Genomic DNA, 18,623 nt, shown 5'->3' with positions numbered 1-18,623 from the left:
TCGAACGTGGCCGAACCCGCCCAGACCGCCGATCTGCTGACCGCCGCGCGCGCGTTGCAAAAGCACGCGCCCGTGCTCAGCGAAGTCGGCGCGGCGTTCGACGCCGCTGGCCACCAGCTCTATCTGGTCGGCGGGTCGGTGCGCGACGCATTGCTCGGCCGGCTGAGCCCCGACCTGGACTTCACCACCGACGCCCGGCCCGAGCAGATCCAGAAGATCGTGCGGCCGTTCGCCGACGCGTTGTGGGACACCGGCATCGAGTTCGGCACCATCGGCGCCGGCAAAGGCGAATACCGCCTGGAGATCACCACCTTCCGCGCCGACACCTACGACCAGGTGTCGCGCAATCCCGAAGTCCAGTTCGGCGACCGCATCGAGGACGACCTGGTGCGCCGCGACTTCACCGCCAACGCGATGGCCGTGCGGATCACCCCGAACGGGCCGGGGGAATTCCTCGATCCGCTCGACGGCCTGCTGGCCTTGCGGGCCCGGGTGCTGGACACCCCCGCCGCGCCGGAGGTGTCCTTCGGCGACGACCCGCTGCGCATGCTGCGCGCGGCGCGGTTCGTCTCCCAACTCGAATTTCAGGTCGCGCCACGGGTCCGGACGGCGATCGAGGAGATGGCCCCGCAGCTGGCCCGCATCAGCGCCGAACGGGTCGCCGCCGAGCTGGACAAGCTGCTGCTGGGGGCCGACCCGGTCGCCGGCATCGACCTGCTGGTGCAGACCGGGATGGGCGAAGTGGTGCTGCCCGAGGTCGGCGGCATGCGCATGGCCATCGACGAACACCATCAGCACAAGGACGTCTACCAGCACTCGCTGACCGTGCTGCGCCAGGCGATCGCGCTCGAGGACGAGGGTCCCGATCTGGTGCTGCGCTGGGCGGCGCTGCTGCACGACATCGGCAAGCCCGCCACCCGTAAACACGAACCCAACGGCGGGGTGAGCTTCCACCACCACGAGGTGGTCGGCGCCAAAATGGTGCGCAAGCGGATGCGGGCGCTGAAGTACTCCAAGCAGATGGTCGACGACGTCTCCCAGCTGGTGTATCTGCACCTGCGGTTCCACGGCTACGGCGACGGCAAGTGGACCGATTCGGCGGTGCGCCGCTACGTCACCGACGCCGGGCCGCTGCTGCCCCGGCTGCACAAGCTGGTGCGCGCCGACTGCACCACCCGCAACCAGCGCCGCGCGGCGCGGCTGCGCGCCAACTACGACCAGCTCGAAAAGCGGATCGCCGAACTGGCCGCCCAAGAGGACCTGAACCGGGTGCGCCCGGACCTGGACGGCAACCAGATCATGGAGCTGCTCAACATCCCGGCGGGCCCGCAGGTGGGGGAGGCGTGGCGCTTCCTCAAAGAACTGCGGCTGGACCGTGGGCCGCTGTCCAATGAAGAGGCGACGGCGGAGTTGCTCAAGTGGTGGAAAGAACGCGGGAACGCCTGAGCCCGCCGCGGCGTCCAAGAAATCGTGGAGTACTGCCTGGGCGGCGACGACGGCATCGCGCACATCTGGAATCGGCCGCCCGATCTCGACTTGGACGGTGACGGCCGTCCCGATGCGGTCGGGCTGGACCTCGACGGCGACGGCATCCGCGACGACGCGCTAAGTGACGTCGACGGCGACGGGATCGCTGACCACGCGATCCTTGACGCCGACAACGACGGCCGCCCCGAGAGCTTCTTCACCGACGACGGAGCGGGAACGTGGTCGGTGGCCGTGGACCGTGCCGGCCAGCTGCGCTGGTTCGGCTTGGACGGTGTCGAACACACCGGCGGCCCCTTGGTCGATTTCGACGGGCACGGCCCACCCGATGACCGGCTGATCGACACTGACGGGGACGGCCTGGCAGATCGGGTGCTGTGCACGGGCGACGAAGGCGCGAGCGGTTACGTCGACACCGACGGCGACGGGCGCTGGAACGTGCGGCTGACCGACACCGACGGTGACGGCACCGCCGACGGCGCCACTGCGTTGTGAATGCCGGAGACTTAGGCCGAGAACGCCATATGTAGGTAAATGCAAGGGCCATTATCACAATGGCCTCCGCCGCGAATTCCACCGTGGGCATTCGCCCCGTTTCGCATACATCCGCGGTTGACACGTGCAGAATCCTCGTGTGCACTAATCAGCCCGTTCGGCCCCCAGTGCAGCAGCCGGGAACGACTGAAGTGACAGCTGGCAACGGCTCGTTTAACTTAAGCCAGATCCCGGCTCGGGAAGCGCAAATAATTGAGGGAGACGTAAATAATGGCAAACGCGACCGTTGTTACTCCGGAACTGCTGCGAAGCACCCAGCAACGCATAGAAACGCGGCTACAAGAGGCCGCCGCAATCGCGAACCAGTACCTGGGTGGCCACGAGAACATCATCAGCGCCACCGGATGGGCCGGTGATGCCGGATCCACGTCGCTCAACACGGCGGGGCAGATCCACCACGACCTGCAGCAGATCATGACAGGCGGTCAGCGGCTGGCGCACGGACTCGGCCAGGCCGCGGTTCTGATGGAAAACCACGAAGCCGACGCTTCTCACAACCTCAACGGCGTGTTCGGCGGCGGCACCCAGTCCGTCTGAGTCGAGTCGCTATTCCATAACCCAACAGACTTCTGCAGTAAGGAACAACTGTTATGTCAGATCAAATCGTCTACAACCACGGTGCCGTCATCGGTTTTGCCGGCGAGGTCGGATCTCAGGCGGCCCAGCTGATGGAAATCCACGGCGACGTGTTGAACATGACCCAAGCGCTCGCCGACTTCTTCCAGGGACACGGCGCAACGGCATTCTTCGACGCTCAACAGCAAATGCTGCGTGGCCTCGAGGACCTTATTCAGACCGTCAGCCGGCACGCCCACACCGTCCACAACGTGGACGAAATGGCCCAGGCGTGCGACGCGCAGATGGGCACCTTGTTCACCTAAGTCATCGTGCAAATGCTCCAGCTGCCCAGGGCGCACCCAACAAGTGCGCCCTGGGACCGTGTTTGAGGGACAACGTGTTAACCACTACCGTCGACGGGCTGTGGGCCCTGCAGGTGCTCACGGGCATAGAGACTCTGGCACCCGAACTGGGGCTGCGACCGCTGCTGCCCAGTGTCGAACCCAAGCAGCTGGCGCTGCATCATCCCGTGACATCGGAGCTGCGGGCCGCCGGAGTAATCGACGAATCAGACGCAGTCGACACCACGGTGGTGGAGTGGCTGACGGTGTTGCATCGCCGCGACGTGGCACTGTTCATGCAGATCCGCCGCCCGGGTGACGATGAGCCGGCCCGGGTGCTGCTGGCCAGATTCGCCCAGTGGTGGGTGGCCCTGGAACGACACGAGGAGCTGATCCGCCTCAGCGCGGCGGGGACGGCCACCGCGGAGGTAGCGGCCAGCACCGTGGTGACCGCGCAGATCGACCGCTTATGCGGCCAGAACACACCGGCGCGCTTACGCCCGGTCACGTTGGAGGCCGACGCCCTGCGCGCCGCGGCCGTCAGCCGGGACGGGGTTTCCACTTTCTTGAGCGACCAGCGGCTGGAGCCCGAACAGCTGCGGACCCTATCCCTCGCGGCAGACCCCGCCCAGTCGGCTCAAGCCTCGATCGTTGCCATCCAATCCGGTGTAGCGACCGGTCAATCCGGCCGCACGTACATCGACGGTGGTGCGGTGACCATCATCGACACCCCCGAGGGACGCCTGGTCGCCGAAGGCGTTCAATCCTCAGGCAAGAACTGGATGATCGTCGCGCCGGGCACAAAGACCCACATCTGTGCCGCAATCAACCAGATGATGCGGCGCTTGCCTGCCGAAAACGATTGGCACTCGTACCGAAAAGTTGTGTAGTCGAGAGGTATTCGTCCCCAGTGTTGGAACAAGCCGGAACAAACCATCGAGAAACGCCCCCTTCGCGCTATCAGCCGCACGATTCGGTGTCGGGCACCTTGCGCATCTCCGACATGGTGGCGCCACGCAAGATTCCACCGGGCTCCGGCTGGCGGAAGTTCCTCTACACTGCCTCGTTTCGCACCATCAACCTGGGCGAGTCACCGGCCGAACGGCATTACCGGGAATTGCAGGAGCGCATTCGTCGCCACATCCGCCGCCAGTACGTCATCGGTGTCGTCTCTGGGAAAGGAGGCGTCGGCAAGACCACCATGACCGCCTGCATCGGTGCGGTCTTTCGGGAGTGTCGACCCGACAACGTCGTCGCCATCGACGCAGCGCCGGGCTTCGGAACGCTGGCCGGTCGGATAGATGAGTCACCGCCCGGCGACTACTCGGCTGTGCTGAACGACACCGACGTTCAAGGCTACGCCGATATCCGAGAGCACCTGGGACAGAACAACATCGGGCTGGACGTGCTCGCCGGCAACCGCGCCTCGGACCAACCGCGCCCGCTGGTGCCGTCGATGTTCAGCGGAGTGTTGTCCCGGCTTCGACGCACCCACACCGTCATCGTGGTCGACACCTCGGACGATCTCGAGCACCCGGTGATGAAGGCAGTGCTCGAGTCATGCGACACCCTGGTCTTCGTGTCCGGCCTGACCGCCGACACCTCGCTGCCAGTGACGCGAGCCATCGACCTGCTGCGGTCGATGGGCTACCACGAATTGGTATCCCGCAGCATGGTGGTGCTGAACGACAGCCGCAACAAATACGACACCGACGCGCGGACCTACCTCACCGAGCGGTTCGGCCAATCCGGCGCGACCGTCGAATTCATGCCCTACGACCCGTATCTCGCGAAGGGCGGGATCATCGATACCCGCCACGAGCTGAAAAAGAAGACGCGCCTTCGCCTCTTCGAGATCACCGCCGCCCTGGCCGACAAGTACATTCCGGATGCCGACAGGCCTCGTTAATGGCGAAAGTTTCGTTTCCGGCCCGTTGTGCCGTGGCGGTCGTGTGCGGAGAACACCTCATCTCGCAGGTCTATCCGGCATCGGTGCCCGTCGAGGTGTTCATCGACAACGTCGTCGAGCTGCTCAACGATGAACTCAAACGCCGCGGCCTGGGCGCGCTGGAGTCCGGCGTCGGATACGAACTACACAAGGCCAACGGTGTGCGGCTGGACGTAACCAAAACGCTCGACGAACTCGGCGTCGAAGATGGCGCCACGCTGGTCTTGGTGCCTGCGGTGGAAGGCGAGTCGTTCGAGCCCCAGTACGAGTCGTTGTCCACTGGACTGGCTAGGGTAGGTAAGAGGCTGTTCGAACCGGTCACCGTGCAAACCGCCGCACATACGGCGCTGTCCATCCTGGCGATGGCCGCCGCCATCGTTCTCGGATTAGCTGTGCGACAGCGTATTTCCGACGAGTCCCTGGTGCCGAGCATGGTGTCCGGTGGCGCCGGGCTGCTGGCGGCCGGCGGCGCGCTCGCGGTGTGGCGGTGGTGGCCGCACCGTGACGACATGATCGACGGTCTGGGATGGTTGGCGATCCCGCTGCTGGCTGCCGCCCTCGGCGCCGGTGCGCCGGGAAAGCTCGGCTCCCCGCACGTCTTCATCGCCGCCCTGGCCGCTGCCGTACTGACCTGCGCAGTGGCCGCCGTGACGCGACGTCACATCAATGCGGCATCGGCCGTGGTGACCGTGTGTGCGCTCGGCGGGGCTGTTGCGGCGGCCCGAATGTGGTGGCCTATTCCAGCGCAGTGGCTCGGCATGTGCACTCTGGTCGCTCTGCTGCTGGTACTGACCATGGCACCGACAATCGCGTTGTGGGTGGCCCGAATTCGCCCGCCCTATTTCGGATCCATCACCGGTCGCGACCTGTTCCGTCGCAGCGCCGGTCTGCCTGCTGACGCCGTATCACCGGTTACCGACGGTGACCCTGCCGAGGAGGAGGCGAACACCGACACCACCCCCCGCGGGGCGCAGATCGCCGCGGCGGCGGTGCGCGCCAACAGCGTCCTGACCGGAATCTGTGTGGGAGCGGGACTGGCACTGCCGGCCGCGGTATGGGCAACGCTGATGCCTGGCCGCGACCGCGGTACGGCCGCAGCGGTGCTGGCTGGGCTGTTCGCGGTGATCTTCATCAGCCGCGGTCGCGCGTTCGCCGACAAACGTCAAGCCGTAGCACTGGTCTGCGGAGCCGCGGCCGCAACAGGTGTGGGCGTCGTCAAATACGTTGTGCATGCGCCGATCTCATCAGGACAAGCGGTGTTGTGGGCGGCTGTGGTGTTGGCGGCCTTCGCCGGTGCCGGCCTACTGGCGGCGCTGCTGGTGCCGGTTACCAGGTTCACCCCCTTGGTCCGCATGATCGCCGAATGGGTTGAGATTGTCGCGATCATCGCGGCGCTGCCGTTGGCCGCCTGGATCGGCGGGCTGTTCACCTGGGTGCGGATGAGATGAGTTGTCGACGGCTCTGCTCGGTGGCATTGGCCGGCCTGCTCGTCGCGCTGCCCGCGAGCCTGCCCGGCGCACAGGCCATTCCGCCGCCAACCGTCGATCCCAGTAGGGTGCCGCCGGACGGCAAACCCGGCCCGGACCAGCCGATGCGGCAAAGCAACATGTGCGCGCGGACCATCACCGTGGGTAACCCCAACGTCGCGGTCACCGCGCCCGGGTTCACCATGCTCAACATCAGCAAGGCCTGGCAGTACTCGACGGGAAACGGTGTGCCGGTCGCAGTCGTCGACACCGGCATCAACCCCAGCCCGAGATTGCGTGTGGTTCCTGGTGGGGACTACATCATGAGCGGTGACGGGTTAATGGACTGCGATGCGCACGGCACCATCGTGGCTTCGGTGATCGGCGCTGCGCCGCAGGGAATTCCGATGCCGGCACCGATGCCGAACGCCCCGGCGTTCCCGCCGCCGGCGGGGCCGCCCGCGACCGATTCGGCACCGCCGCCGCCCGGCGGACCACCGCCACCACCGGCGCCACCGCCCCCGCCCACACCGGTCACCATCACCGAGACCAAAGCGGCTCCGCCACCACCCCCACCCCCGCCGGACGAACCGTCCAACGCACCCGGCGATCCGGCGCCCGACCAACCCGACAACCCGGAGGTGCCGCCCCCGCCACCCGGTGCACCCGACGGCGTCGTCGGCGTCGCACCGCACGCGGTCGTCATCTCCATCCGCCAGTCGTCGCGAGCGTACGAACCAGTCAACCCCGGACCCGGCGACATGGAAGTACGCAAGAAAGCCGGTTCCATCGCGACCCTGGCCAGCGCCGTCGTGCACGCCGCCAACATGGGCGCCAAAGTCATCAATATCAGTGTCACGTCGTGCGTTTCAGCGGCGGACCCGCTGGATCAGGGCGCTCTCGGCGCGGCGGTGTGGTATGCCGCCACCGTGAAAGACGCGGTGATCGTTGCCGCCGCGGGCAACGACAGCGAGGACAGCTGTGCTCAGAACCCGTCGTTCGATCCCTTGGACGCCAGCGACCCTCGCGACTGGCATCAGGTCAAGACGGTGTCATCGCCCTCCTGGTTCTCCGATTACGTCCTGTCGGTCGGCGCGGTGGACAACACAGGAGCGCCCATCAACAAGAGCCTAGCGGGACCATGGGTAGCTGCGGCGGCCCCCGGTGTCGGCATCATGGGTTTGTCACCGACCACCGGCGGACCCGTCAACGCCTATCCACCGATTCACCCCGGCGACAAGAACATGCCGATCTGGGGTACCAGCTTCTCGGCGGCTTATGTCAGCGGCGTCGCAGCGTTGGTCCGCGCCAAATATCCCGGATTGTCCGCCCACCAAATAATCAACCGGATCCTGCAGACGGCACACAACCCGCCACGCGGCGTCGACAACCAGGTCGGCTACGGGGTCGTGGACCCGGTGGCCGCGCTCACGTTCGACGTCCCCGCCGGAGAACGGCTTCCAGCTGCCGCCCGCAGCCGGGTGATCCGACCTGCCGCGCCACCACCGCCGCCCGACCACCGCGCCCGAACAGCCGCACTCATCTTCGCCGGCGTAGTTCTTAGCGCGGTCGCGGCAGCAGCACTGGTCGCCCGAGCCCGGCGAGCGCGATGACGACCCCGAGCAGGCTAGCTGTCATCATCGGTGTTCTCACTGCCGCCCTGCTCGGCTGGGTACTGGCCGGATTGCCTGGCGCCGCAATTGGATTGGCAATCGGCGTGGCCATCGGTGTGCTGCCGTGGCGCGGTCAGCCGGTATGGTCGTGGCTAACGCTCTGGCGGCGACGATCCCAACCGATCCAGTGGCACGAACCTGTGACGGTGGCCAATGACCGAGCCGGCGGCGGAATCCGCTTCCAGGACGGGGTCGCAGTTGCTGCCGTGCAACTACTTGGAAAGCCCCACGCGCCAACGCTGCTGACCGGCTCCATGTCAACGCATACCGACAACGCCGTCGACGTGGCCAGTTTGCAGCCACTGCTGCAGCAAAGCTTGGGACTGCGCGTCGACTCCCTGAGTGTCGTCAGCGCCGGGGCCCGACGGCGAAGCACCGGTGACTACCCCCGCGTCTACGACACGCTGATCGGCACGCCGCCCTATGCCGGTCAGCGCGAGACCTGGCTCATCGTGCGTATCAGAGCACTCGACAACGCCGAGTCGTTGCGTTGGCGTACCTCGGTAGGCACCGCGACTTTGGCCGTGGCACAACGGATCAGCGCAGCCATGCGTCAGCAAGGCATCCGGGCCAAGGTCGCCACCGCAACCGACATCGTCGAAATGGAACGACGATTGGGGCGATCCGCGCTGGATGTGGAACATCGCCGATGGCGGTCGGTGCGGGGGCACAGTGGGTGGTTGACCACGTATTGGTATCGGCCGAGGGACATCACCGCGCAAACGTTGGCGCAGGCCTGGTCGGCGCGAGCCGACGGAATCGTGCAGAACGTCACGCTTTTCGGCGATGGAACCGCCACGGCAACGGTGACCGTACGCAGCGCGCAGCCCCCGACGGCACCGCCCAGCATGATGTTGCAGACATTGCCGGGCGAACAGGCGCAGGCGTTGGCCGCCAACCTGTGCGGTCCGCTGCCGGCGCTGCGGGGGATTCGTCGCGGTGCGTTGCACCCGCCGCTGGTCTTGCCGATCGGTCCGTCTGGTGTGTTGCTGGGCAAGGTCGAAGCCGGGAACCGACTGCTGCTGCCGCTGGACGACCCGGGTGAGTTCAGTCGCGTGCATATCGCCGCCGACGACGCGCTGGCCAAGCGCATTGTCGTCCGGATGGCCGCAGCGGGGGAACGGATCACCGTGCACACGCGCAACCCGCAGCGCTGGAACAGCGTTCGGATGCCTGACGTCGCTGTCACCGATCAGGCCAAACCCATCCCAGGTACCACGGTGAGCGTGGTGGATGGATCGCTTACCCCCGCGCCTCGCCCGAATACCCTCGTGTCCGTCGGCGAGGCCGACAAGCCGTACCGAGGAACCGCCAACGTCCTCATCAGGCAAACCGGTCCGGCGACAGTCGAGGTGGCGGCTGCCGGCCAGGTGCACCAGGTCGAGATCGAATTGTTCCGCGCCGAGAACCGTTACGTCTCATCCGAACCCACCCCCTCGCGAGCCGCCGAACTCGAGTCGGTAGACACGCCATGACCAGCAGCACCACGACGGCCGCCGCCCGCAAGCGGTTCGATCAGGCGATGTCGTTGTTGGACAACGATCCTGGTGCGGCTGGCGCCTGGTTTCGGGAAGCAACCGAAATCGACCCGTCGATGGCAGACGCCTGGTTGGGTCGCGTTGCCGCAGGCGACGAGTCGTTGTCCACGGTGCAGCAGTTGTACACCTACGGCTCCCGCTTGCATCGTGAAACCAATCGGCTGGGCGTGCGGTTGTCCACGCCGATCAAAGCCGGCCCGTATCTGTCAATTTCGGTGACAGAGGCGTCGCACGCTGGACTGGCATTGGCGAGCGCGTTGATCGACGATCGCCAATATGCGAAAGCTGAAGCGCTGCTGGCAGATCCAGCGCTGCTGGACACTTGGGAGAATCACCAGTGGCAGCAGTACATCAAGGCGTACCTGATGTTCGCCGCGCAGCGCTGGCCCGATGTCATCGCTGTGGCCGCGGCCGTGCTACCCCCGCAGGCAATCATCATGTCCGCAGTTACCGCGGCCACCTGCGCCCTGGCCGCGCATGCCGCCGCGCACCTGGGACAGGCCCGCGTCGCGCTCGACTGGACCGATCGCGTCGAGGCGCACGCTAACCCGTCGCAGTCCCGCCATAGTCGTAACGACGCCGCGGTCGCGGCGATTGACCCGGCCGACTTTCCGTTGATCGCAGCCGATCTCGCTTACGTGCGGGGGATGGCGCATCGACAGCTCGGCGACGAACACCAGGCGCAGATCTGGTTGTCGAAGGCCAGCATTAACGGCGCATTGCTCGATGCGGCCAAGCAGGCGTTGGCTGACCCCACTCTGCAATTGGTGATCACCGACGAGCAGACCATCAACACCCGCACCGACAAGTGGGATGTGGCCACGCAGCGGACCGCGCAGCAGCGGACCGAAGCCGAACACGAGGAGCGGCGCAACGAACTCCTGCAAGAGGGTCGCGCGCTGCTAGACAACCAGGTCGGGCTCGCCGACGTCAAGCGCGCGGTCGCCGAACTCGAGGACCAAATCGAGGTCCGCGCGCTGCGGCTGGCGGCCGGATTGCCGGTGGCCAACCAGACCAACCACATGCTGCTGGTCGGCCCCCCGGGTACCGGCAAGACGACCACCGCGGAGGCGCTGGGCAAGATCTACGCCGGGCTGGGCATCGTGCGGCACCCCGAGATCATCGAGGTCAAACGCGCCGACTTCTGCGGAGAGCACATCGGGGCGTCTGGGCCCAAAACCAACGAACTGATCAACCGCTCACTGGGCCGCATCCTGTTCATGGACGAGTTCTATTCGCTGGTGGAGCGTCACCAGGATGGCCGGCCGGACATGATCGGCATGGAGGCGGTCAACCAACTGCTGGTCGCGCTGGAGGTGCACCGCTTCGACTTCTGCTTCATCGGCGCGGGTTACGAGAAGGAAGTCGACGAATTCCTGACCGTCAACCCGGGTCTGGCTGGCCGTTTCAACCGCAAATTGCGGTTCGAGTCCTATACACCCGACGAGTTGGTGGAAATCGCGATCCGCTACGGCAAGCCACGCGCCACCGTCATCGAGCCCGCCGCTGCCGAAGCGCTCAACGCCGCCTGCGCGACGCTGCGTGCCTACGTCGCTCCCGACGGCAGCCACGGCATCGACGCCATGCACAACGGGCGCTTCGCCCGCAACGTGATCGAGCGGGCCGAGCGGCTGCGTGACTCGCGGGTCGCGGCCCAGCACCGCAACGCGAAGGGCTCGGTGACGGTCGAGGACCTGCAGACCCTGCGAGCCGAGGATGTTCTTGCCGCGGTGCGCGACGCGTGCGCCGAGAAGCACGTGCGGATCCAGCTCTGACGACGGCGGGTGCGCGTCGAGCGTGCGCCCACGGTTCCGAGTGTGCATCAGCGGCGGAATCCGCGGCGAAATCGCGCCCAGGTGTGACGCCCGGCGCCGACGATGCACATCCGACCCCAGCGCCACCCGGCCCGACGCGAATAGCGCCGTTTCCCCACCAGCAACGTCTAAACTTCTCGCAGACTTTTCCCAGCGGCTCAATGGATGGAGTGGTTCCGGGGTGCACCGGATCGTGCTGATGACGGTGGCGCTGGCGTTGTTCACCGCGCCCTCCGCGTCGGCCATCACCCCGCCGGCCATCGACCCGGCCGCCGTGCCACCCGATGTGACCGGTCCCGACCAGCCCACCGAACAGCGGGTGCAGTGCTCGGATCCGACCACGCTGCCGGATTCGAGTTTTCACGACCCGCCGTGGAGCGACAGCTATCTCGACGTCGCTCAAGCCCACAAGTTCGCCACCGGGGCCGGTGTCACCGTCGCCGTCATCGACACCGGCGTCGACGCGTCCCCGCGGGTTCCGGCCGAGGCGGGCGGCGACTTCGTCGACCAGGCCGGCAACGGACTGTCCGACTGCGACTCGCACGGCACCCTCACCGCGGCCATCATCGGCGGCCGGCCCGCACCCACCGACGGCTACGTCGGCGTCGCCCCAGACGCGCGCCTCCTTTCCATCCGCCAGACCTCCGAAGCGTTCGAACCCGTTGGCACCCAACCCAATCCGAATGACCCCAACGCCACCCCGGCCGCCGGCTCCATCCGCAGCCTGGCCCGCGCGGTGGTGCACGCCGCCAACCTCGGTGCCGGCGTCATCAACATCAGCGAGGCCGCCTGCTACAAGGTCACCCGGCCCATCGACGAAGTCAGCCTGGGCGCGGCCATCAACTACGCCGTCACCGTCAAGAACGCGGTGGTGGTCGTGGCGGCCGGCAACGTCGGCGGCGACTGCTCGCAGAACCCGCTGCCCGACTCCTCCACCCCCGACGACCCCCGCGGCTGGAACAAGGTGCAGACCGTCGTCACCCCCGCCTGGTACGCGCCGCTGGTGCTGACCGTCGGCGGCATCGGCCAAACCGGTGGCCCCAGTTCGTTTTCCATGCACGGGCCGTGGGTCGGCGTCGCCGCGCCCGCGGAAAACATCATCGCCCTCGGCGACCGCGGCGATCCGGTCAACGCGCTGCAGGGCCGCGAAGGTCCGGTCCCCATCGCCGGCACCTCCTTCGCCGCCGCCTACGTCTCCGGCCTGGCCGCGCTGATCCGCCAGAAGTTCCCCGACCTGACCCCCGTGCAGGTGATGAACCGCATCACCGCCACCGCACGCCACCCCGGCGGCGGAGTGGACAACGTCGTCGGCGCCGGCGTCATCAACACCGTCGCGGCACTGACCTGGGACGTCCCGGCCGGGCCCGCCGCCGCCCAGCCCAACGTCCGGCGCCTGCCCGCCCCGGTGATCCAGCCGGGCCCCGATCGCCGGCCGATCACCATCGTGGCGCTCTCCGTTCTGGGCCTTAGCCTGGCGCTGGGGCTGGGCTCGCTGCTGACGCGCGCGCTGAGGCGCCGATGAGAACCTTCGTCAGCCCGGTGCGGCTGCGGTTCAGCACCGGCCACGCGCTGGTGGTCGCGGTCCTGGCCCCGGCATGCATCCTGTGGTTCCTGCACACCCGGCACTGGTGGATCGGCGTCACGGTGGCGGCCGTCGCGGCCATCATCGCCTTCGTCACCTTCTTCGGCCGCCGGGTCACCGGCTGGATCGCGACGGTGTTCCGTTGGCTGCGCCTGCACCGCCGCCCGCCCGAGGTCCCGTCCGAACCCGTCGTCGGCGCGACGGTCAAACCCGGCGATCACGTGGCGGTGCGGTGGCGGCGCGATCACCTGATCGCCGTCATCGAACTCAAACCGCGCCCGTTCACCCCGACCGTCATCGTCGACGGGGCAGCCCACACCGACGACGTGCTGGACACCCGGCTGCTGCAGGATCTGCTGACCGTCCACTGCCCCGACCTGGAGGCCGACGTGGTGTCGGCGGGCTACCGCGTCGGCAACACCGCCAGCCCCGAGGTGGTCAGCCTCTACCAGCAAGTGATCGGCGCCGACCCGGCCCCGGCCAACCGGCGCAGCTGGATCATGTTGCGCGCCGAACCGGACCGCACCCGCAAGTCGGCGCAACGCCGCGACGAAGGCCTCAGCGGGTTGGCCCGGTATCTGGTCGCCTCGGCCACCCGCATCGCCGACGCCTTGGCCAGCCACGGCATCGACGCGGTGTGCGGGCGCAGCTTTGACGACTACGACCACGCCATCGACATCGGCTTCGTGCGGGAGAAGTGGTCGATGATCAAGGGCCGCGACTCCTACACCGCCGCCTACACCGCGCCGGGCGGTCCCGACGTGTGGTGGTCGGCGCGCGCCGACCACACCATCACCCGGGTGCGCGTCGCGCCGGGCGTGGCGCCGCGGTCCACGGTGCTGCTGACCACGGCGGGCAAGCCGAAGACTCCGCGCGGGTTCTCCCGCTTGTTCGGCGGGCAGCGCATGGCGCTGCAAGGCCAGAACCTGGTGGCCAATCGCCACTGCCAGTTACCGATCGGCTCGGCCGGTGTGCTCATCGGTGAAACGGTCAACCGCTGCCCGGTGTACATGCCGTTCGACGACGTCGACGCCGCGCTCAACCTCAGCGACGCCCAGACCTTCGCGCAGTTCGCGGTGCGCGCGGCGGCCGCGGGTGCGGTGGTGACCGTCGGCCCGCACTTCGAGCAGTTCGCCCGGCTGATCGGCGCCCAGATCGGGCCGGAGGCCAAGGTGGCGTGGCCGCACGCGACCACCTACCTGGGCCCGCATCCCGGCATCGACCGGGTGGTCTTGCGGCACAACATGATCAGCACTCCGCGGCATCGCCAGTTGCCGATCCGGCGGGTTTCCCCTCCCGAGGAAAGCCGCTTCCAGATGGCGCTGCCCAAGTAGCGAACCGGTGTCGCGCGGCGGTACGGCCGCGAAAATTGGTGCAGGAACCTGCGGCTTCAGCGACGATAATGGCTGTAGCACAAAGGAGGATTGATCCGCGATGAGCCAGCCGCAGACCGTGAAGGTGGATCAGCAGGAGATCTTGTCGCGGGCCGACGAGGTGGAAGCGCCGATGGCGGTTCCCCCCACCGATGTCCCGCAGGCACCCTGCGCCCTGAACGCGGCCAAGAACGCGGCGCTACAACTGGACATCAACGCCGAGAGCATGCGCGAATACCTGACCGCAGGCGGCAAGGAGCGCCAGCGCCTGGCGACCTCCCTGCGCAACGCGGCCAAGGCGTACGGAGACGTCGACGACGACGCTGCGACCGCGCTCAACAGCGACGGCGAAGGGCATGTCGAGGGGGAATCGGCGGGCGGCGCCGGCGGGGACAGTTCGGCGGGTCTGCAGGACGGGCAGTCGGTGAACACAGCCGGGGAGCCCGACTTCACCGACTTGAAGACCGCGGCGACCAAGCTGGAATCAGGTGACCAGGGCCGGTCTCTGGGCGCCTTCGCCGACGGCTGGGACACCCAGAACTATGCGCTGCAACGCGACATCAAACGATTCCGCGGTTTCCAGAACTGGGAAGGCGATGCCGCCGCGGCTTGCACGCAATCCCTTGAGGATCAACAGAAGTGGATCCTGTACATGTCGGAGATGAGCGCGGCATTGGCCAAGCAAGCGCGGTTCCTGGCGCAGCTGCAGCTGTATGCGCGGCGCAAACACCCCACCCTGGCCGACATCACCAAACTCGAAGAGATGGCCAAGGACCCGAACTACAAAGCCGAAGCCATCAAGTTGTACTCGCAGTACCAGGCCACCTCCGAGGAGACGCTGAGCGAATACAGCAGCAAGGCGGCGCAGATCGTCCGCCTCGACATCGCCAAGCCGCCCAAAGCGGTCAAGATCGACCCGCCGGGACCGCCGCAGCCGCAAGGGTTAATCCCCTCCCAGGTAATGCAATTCGCGGGCGCGACCGGCGGACAAGCCGGCACCGGTATGCAGCCACCGATGATGCCGCCCACCGCCGGTGGTGCCGGTGGCGGGATGCCGGCCGGCGCCGCAGCCGAACTCACGTCGGCCACCCGGGACGCCGCGGCGAGTCTGCCGAAAGACCCTGGTATGAAACCGATGTCACTCGGTGGCGGCGGCGGTGGAGGCGGCGGCGTGCCGTCCATGCCGTTGGCGCCCGCGACCGGTGGAATGGCCGGTGATTCGGTGCGTCCGGCCGGCGCCGGTGACCTCGGCGCATTCGGTGCGGGCAAGGCTCCCGCCGGCAGCGGCATGGCCGGAGGTGGCATGGGCATGCCGATGGGGGGCCACGGGCAGGGGCAGGGCGGCTCGAAATCCAAAGGCGCCAAACAGGATGACGAAGCGCTTTACACCGAGGACCGGGAGTGGACCGAGGCCGTCATCGGCAACCGCCGCCGGCAAGACAGCAAGGAGTCGAAGTGACCAGTATGGAGATGCCCCCACACGTCGCGCAAGCGTTGGCCGTAGCGGCACAGTTTCAGTCCGCCCTGGACGGCACGCTGAATCAGATGAACACCGGCTCCTTCCGGGGCACGGACGAAGCCCAGACCGTCGAGGTGACGATCAACGGCCACCAATGGCTCACCGGGGTGCGCATCGACGACGGGCTGATCAAGGAGATCGGCGCCGAGGCGGTCGGCGCGCGCGTCAATGAGGCGCTGGCGCATGCACAGTCGGCCGCGAGCGCCTACAACGCCGCCGCGGGCGAGCAGCTGACCGCGGCCCTGGCGGCCATGTCGCAAGCCGCCAACCGAGGTGTGGTCTAACCCTTCGCCCTGCCAAGCGTGTCGGGCACGAATCGGAAAGCGCCCGAGGCGGTTCGGGTTTCGGCACCGGCCCGAAATTGGTGCAGTGACCAGCAGTTGACCTCGGATAGGCTTGGTAACCATGACGATTCGCACCGCCTTCAACCCTTCGGGGGGTGCGTAGCGATGGGCATTCCGCGGCCCACCGGCGAGTACGCCGGCCAGATGCTCGAACCAGGCGGCTGGCCGGAAGCCGACGAGGACACCCTGTACGACCGGGCGCAGGAGTACAGCCAGGTATTGCGCCAAGTCACCGACGTCATGGACAGCACCCGCCGCCAGCAGGTCGAGGTGTTCGACGGCGGGGTCTGGTCCGGTGGCGCGGCCAACGCCGCCAACGGCGCCCTGGGCGCCAACCTCAACGAGATAAGCACCCTGCAGGACTACCTCGCCACGGTCATCACCTGGCACCGGCACATCGCCGGACTATTGGTGCAAGCCAAGGCCGATATCGGCAACAACGTCGACGGTGCGCAGCGCCAGATCAGCATCCTGGAAACCGATCCGGAACTCGACGCCGAACAGCGACAGACCGCCATCACCGCACTGGTGCGCGAGACCCACGCGGCGAACACCAGCCTGGTCGCCGAAACCGCAGAGCAGGTGCTGGCGTCGAAAAACTGGAGACCGCCGAAGAACGCGCTCGAGGATCTGCTGCACCAGGTGACCCCGCCCACCCCGGAGGTGCCGACTCTGGTGGTGCCGGCCCCCAACACACCGTCGCCCGGCACACCGACGCCGACGCCGTTCGAACCGGTTCCGGCCAACCCGTACGACCCGATCGCACCGGGGCCGCCGGTCACTCCCGGCAAGCCGGTCACGCCGATCAGTCCGGTGGACCCGGCACCCGTCACGCCCGTCACCCCCGGAGTCCCCGTCACCCCCATCACGCCGGTGAACCCGTTGCCGCCGCTGGCCCCCGTGACCCCAGAGCCGCCGGTCACTCCGGGCAAGCCGGTCACGCCGATCACTCCGGTGAACCCCAAGCCGGACGCACCCGAACCCGCTCAGCCGGTGACACCGCGCCCGGTCACGCCGATCTCACCGGGGTCGCCGACGCCGGGCCCTGCGCCGGCGCCGTCGAATCCGGCAACCCCCGCACCCGGCCCGCAGCTGCCGGCGGCGCCGGGCGGGCCGCCCACCGCACCCGATCAGCCGGGCACACCGGGGGAGGGCGGCAAGTCCTCCCCGCCGGCCACCCCCGGCACCGAGCCGGCGCACGTCAAGCCCGCGGCGGCCACCGATGCACCCGCGGCCCCGGCGCACGGGACCGCCCCCTCGCAGCACGGTGACGACACCTCAGCTGCAGTGGCGCCGGCGGCCGCCGGTGGCATGCCTGCGGTAGCCGGCCGGGCCGGATCCGCGGCCCCGGGTGCGGCGGCCGCGGCGGCGGGGACCAGCCAGAACGCCGGACCGGCCGCGGCATCGGGCGCGGCCTCCCGCGCAGCTTCCGGGCGGGCGCCGCTGGGAGCGGCCGGTCGCGGACCGGCAACACCCGGCACGCGCCCTGCCTCGGCACGCACCGCGCCGCCTCCGACGCGCCCAACCCCCGACCACGCCAAGGACAAATCCGAACCCGCCGACGACGTCACCGTGACGCCGTCCATCCCGGTCTCGGCGGCGCGGGCAGCGCGCGACGCGATCGCCGCCGCCTCACGGGGCCGGGGCGGTAAGTCCGATCCGCTACGGCTGGCGCGCCGGGTCGCGGCGGCGCTCAACGCGCCGAACAGCATCACCGAGGGTGACTTCGGCTTCTTCTGGATCACCGCGGTGACCACCGACGGGTCGATCGTGGTGGCCAACAGCTACGGCCTGGCCTACATCCCCGACGGCGTGGAGCTACCGGCCAAGGTGTATCTGGCCAGTGCCGACCGGGCGATGCCGCCCGACGAGAAGGCGCGCACCGCCACGTATCCGGTGCTGGCCGTGCAGGGCTGGGCGGCGTTTCACGACCTCAAGCTGCGGGCGGTGATCGGGACCGCCGAGCAGCTGGCCAACTCCGATCCCGGCGCGGCCAAGATCATCCTGGAAGCCGATGACATCCCCGAAACCGGCAACATGGTCGGCCGGTCCCGGCTGGAGGTCGTCGACCCCTCCGCGGCGGCCCAACTCGCCGACACCGACGACCTGCACCTGCTCGACTTGTTGCCGGCGGCTCCCGCGGACGCCAACGTGCCCGACGACGAGCGACACATGCTGTGGTTCGACCTGATGAAGCCGATGACCAGCACCGCCGTGGGCCGCGAAGTCGCGCACCTGCGCGCGTTCCGCGCCTACGCCGTGCACTGCCAGGAGATCGCCCTGCATCAGGCCTACCGGGCCGGCGATGCGGCGGCGCAGCGTCCGGCGGTTGCCGACTGGTTGTACTGGCGGCATGTCGCGGGTCTGCTGGACAGCGCGCTGGCCGACGCCTCCTAGGAAGTCTGTGAGTTTGATTTGCGATCCGGG

14 protein-coding genes and 1 pseudogene are annotated in these 18,623 nt (G+C 68.0%); all 15 read left to right on the top strand.

The window, feature by feature from the left end; all coding sequences use genetic code 11:
- The first annotated feature begins 6 nt into the window (after positions 1-6).
- A complete protein-coding gene (locus tag I2456_RS27890; RefSeq protein WP_085073282.1) occupies positions 7-1,446 on the top strand; it encodes a CCA tRNA nucleotidyltransferase in 1,440 nt (479 codons plus the stop codon).
- Between the two features lie 24 nt (positions 1,447-1,470).
- On the top strand, positions 1,471-1,980 hold the full coding sequence (locus I2456_RS27885; RefSeq protein WP_085073283.1) for a pullulanase: 510 nt from the start codon (positions 1,471-1,473) through the stop codon (positions 1,978-1,980).
- A gap of 270 nt (positions 1,981-2,250) precedes the next feature.
- Positions 2,251-2,577, top strand: coding sequence for a WXG100 family type VII secretion target (locus I2456_RS27880; protein WP_068023932.1), 327 nt, complete (start codon positions 2,251-2,253; stop codon positions 2,575-2,577).
- A gap of 53 nt (positions 2,578-2,630) precedes the next feature.
- Positions 2,631-2,921, top strand: coding sequence for a WXG100 family type VII secretion target (locus tag I2456_RS27875; RefSeq protein ID WP_067410989.1), 291 nt, complete (start codon positions 2,631-2,633; stop codon positions 2,919-2,921).
- Positions 2,922-2,995: 74 nt separating this feature from the next.
- Complete coding sequence (locus I2456_RS27870; RefSeq protein ID WP_085073284.1) at positions 2,996-3,829, top strand: ESX secretion-associated protein EspG; 834 nt, start codon at positions 2,996-2,998, stop codon at positions 3,827-3,829.
- A gap of 74 nt (positions 3,830-3,903) precedes the next feature.
- Positions 3,904-4,848: pseudogene (locus I2456_RS27865) on the top strand (MinD/ParA family ATP-binding protein); the annotation flags it as partial.
- Positions 4,848-6,335 (top strand): type VII secretion integral membrane protein EccD, encoded by a 1,488-nt coding sequence (eccD, locus tag I2456_RS27860; protein WP_085073285.1) that lies wholly within the window; start codon positions 4,848-4,850, stop codon positions 6,333-6,335. The pseudogene I2456_RS27865 and the gene eccD, both read left to right, overlap by 1 nt.
- A complete protein-coding gene (gene mycP, locus I2456_RS27855) occupies positions 6,332-7,966 on the top strand; it encodes a type VII secretion-associated serine protease mycosin (protein WP_085073286.1) in 1,635 nt (544 codons plus the stop codon). Before eccD ends, mycP (I2456_RS27855) begins: the two co-directional genes overlap by 4 nt.
- Positions 7,963-9,501, top strand: a complete 1,539-nt coding sequence (gene eccE, locus I2456_RS27850) for a type VII secretion protein EccE (protein WP_085073287.1) — start codon at positions 7,963-7,965, stop codon at positions 9,499-9,501. Before mycP (I2456_RS27855) ends, eccE (I2456_RS27850) begins: the two co-directional genes overlap by 4 nt.
- Positions 9,498-11,339 carry a type VII secretion AAA-ATPase EccA gene (gene eccA, locus I2456_RS27845; RefSeq protein WP_085073288.1) on the top strand — a complete coding sequence of 614 codons (1,842 nt, stop codon included), beginning with the start codon at positions 9,498-9,500 and terminating at the stop codon, positions 11,337-11,339. The genes eccE (I2456_RS27850) and eccA overlap by 4 nt, the downstream gene beginning before the upstream one ends.
- Positions 11,340-11,559: 220 nt before the next feature.
- Positions 11,560-12,900, top strand: coding sequence for a type VII secretion-associated serine protease mycosin (gene mycP, locus I2456_RS27840; protein ID WP_085073289.1), 1,341 nt, complete (start codon positions 11,560-11,562; stop codon positions 12,898-12,900).
- Entirely contained in the window at positions 12,897-14,294 is a 1,398-nt protein-coding gene (gene eccE / locus I2456_RS27835; RefSeq protein ID WP_085073290.1) for a type VII secretion protein EccE, read from the top strand. The genes mycP (I2456_RS27840) and eccE (I2456_RS27835) overlap by 4 nt, the downstream gene beginning before the upstream one ends.
- Positions 14,295-14,394: 100 nt before the next feature.
- Positions 14,395-15,792 carry an EspB family ESX-1 secretion system-associated protein gene (gene espB, locus I2456_RS27830; RefSeq protein ID WP_085073291.1) on the top strand — a complete coding sequence of 466 codons (1,398 nt, stop codon included), beginning with the start codon at positions 14,395-14,397 and terminating at the stop codon, positions 15,790-15,792.
- A 5-nt stretch (positions 15,793-15,797) separates the two neighbouring features.
- Positions 15,798-16,136, top strand: a complete 339-nt coding sequence (locus I2456_RS27825; RefSeq protein ID WP_068024271.1) for a YbaB/EbfC family nucleoid-associated protein — start codon at positions 15,798-15,800, stop codon at positions 16,134-16,136.
- Positions 16,137-16,301: 165 nt separating this feature from the next.
- Positions 16,302-18,593, top strand: a complete 2,292-nt coding sequence (locus I2456_RS27820) for a secretion protein EspK (RefSeq protein ID WP_085073292.1) — start codon at positions 16,302-16,304, stop codon at positions 18,591-18,593.
- Positions 18,594-18,623: the final 30 nt, after the last annotated feature.

Source organism: Mycobacterium kubicae (assembly GCF_015689175.1).
In the GTDB taxonomy this organism is placed as follows: domain Bacteria; phylum Actinomycetota; class Actinomycetes; order Mycobacteriales; family Mycobacteriaceae; genus Mycobacterium; species Mycobacterium kubicae.
Note: the sequence above shows the minus strand (reverse complement) of the source record. Positions and strands in the feature narration are given on the sequence as shown.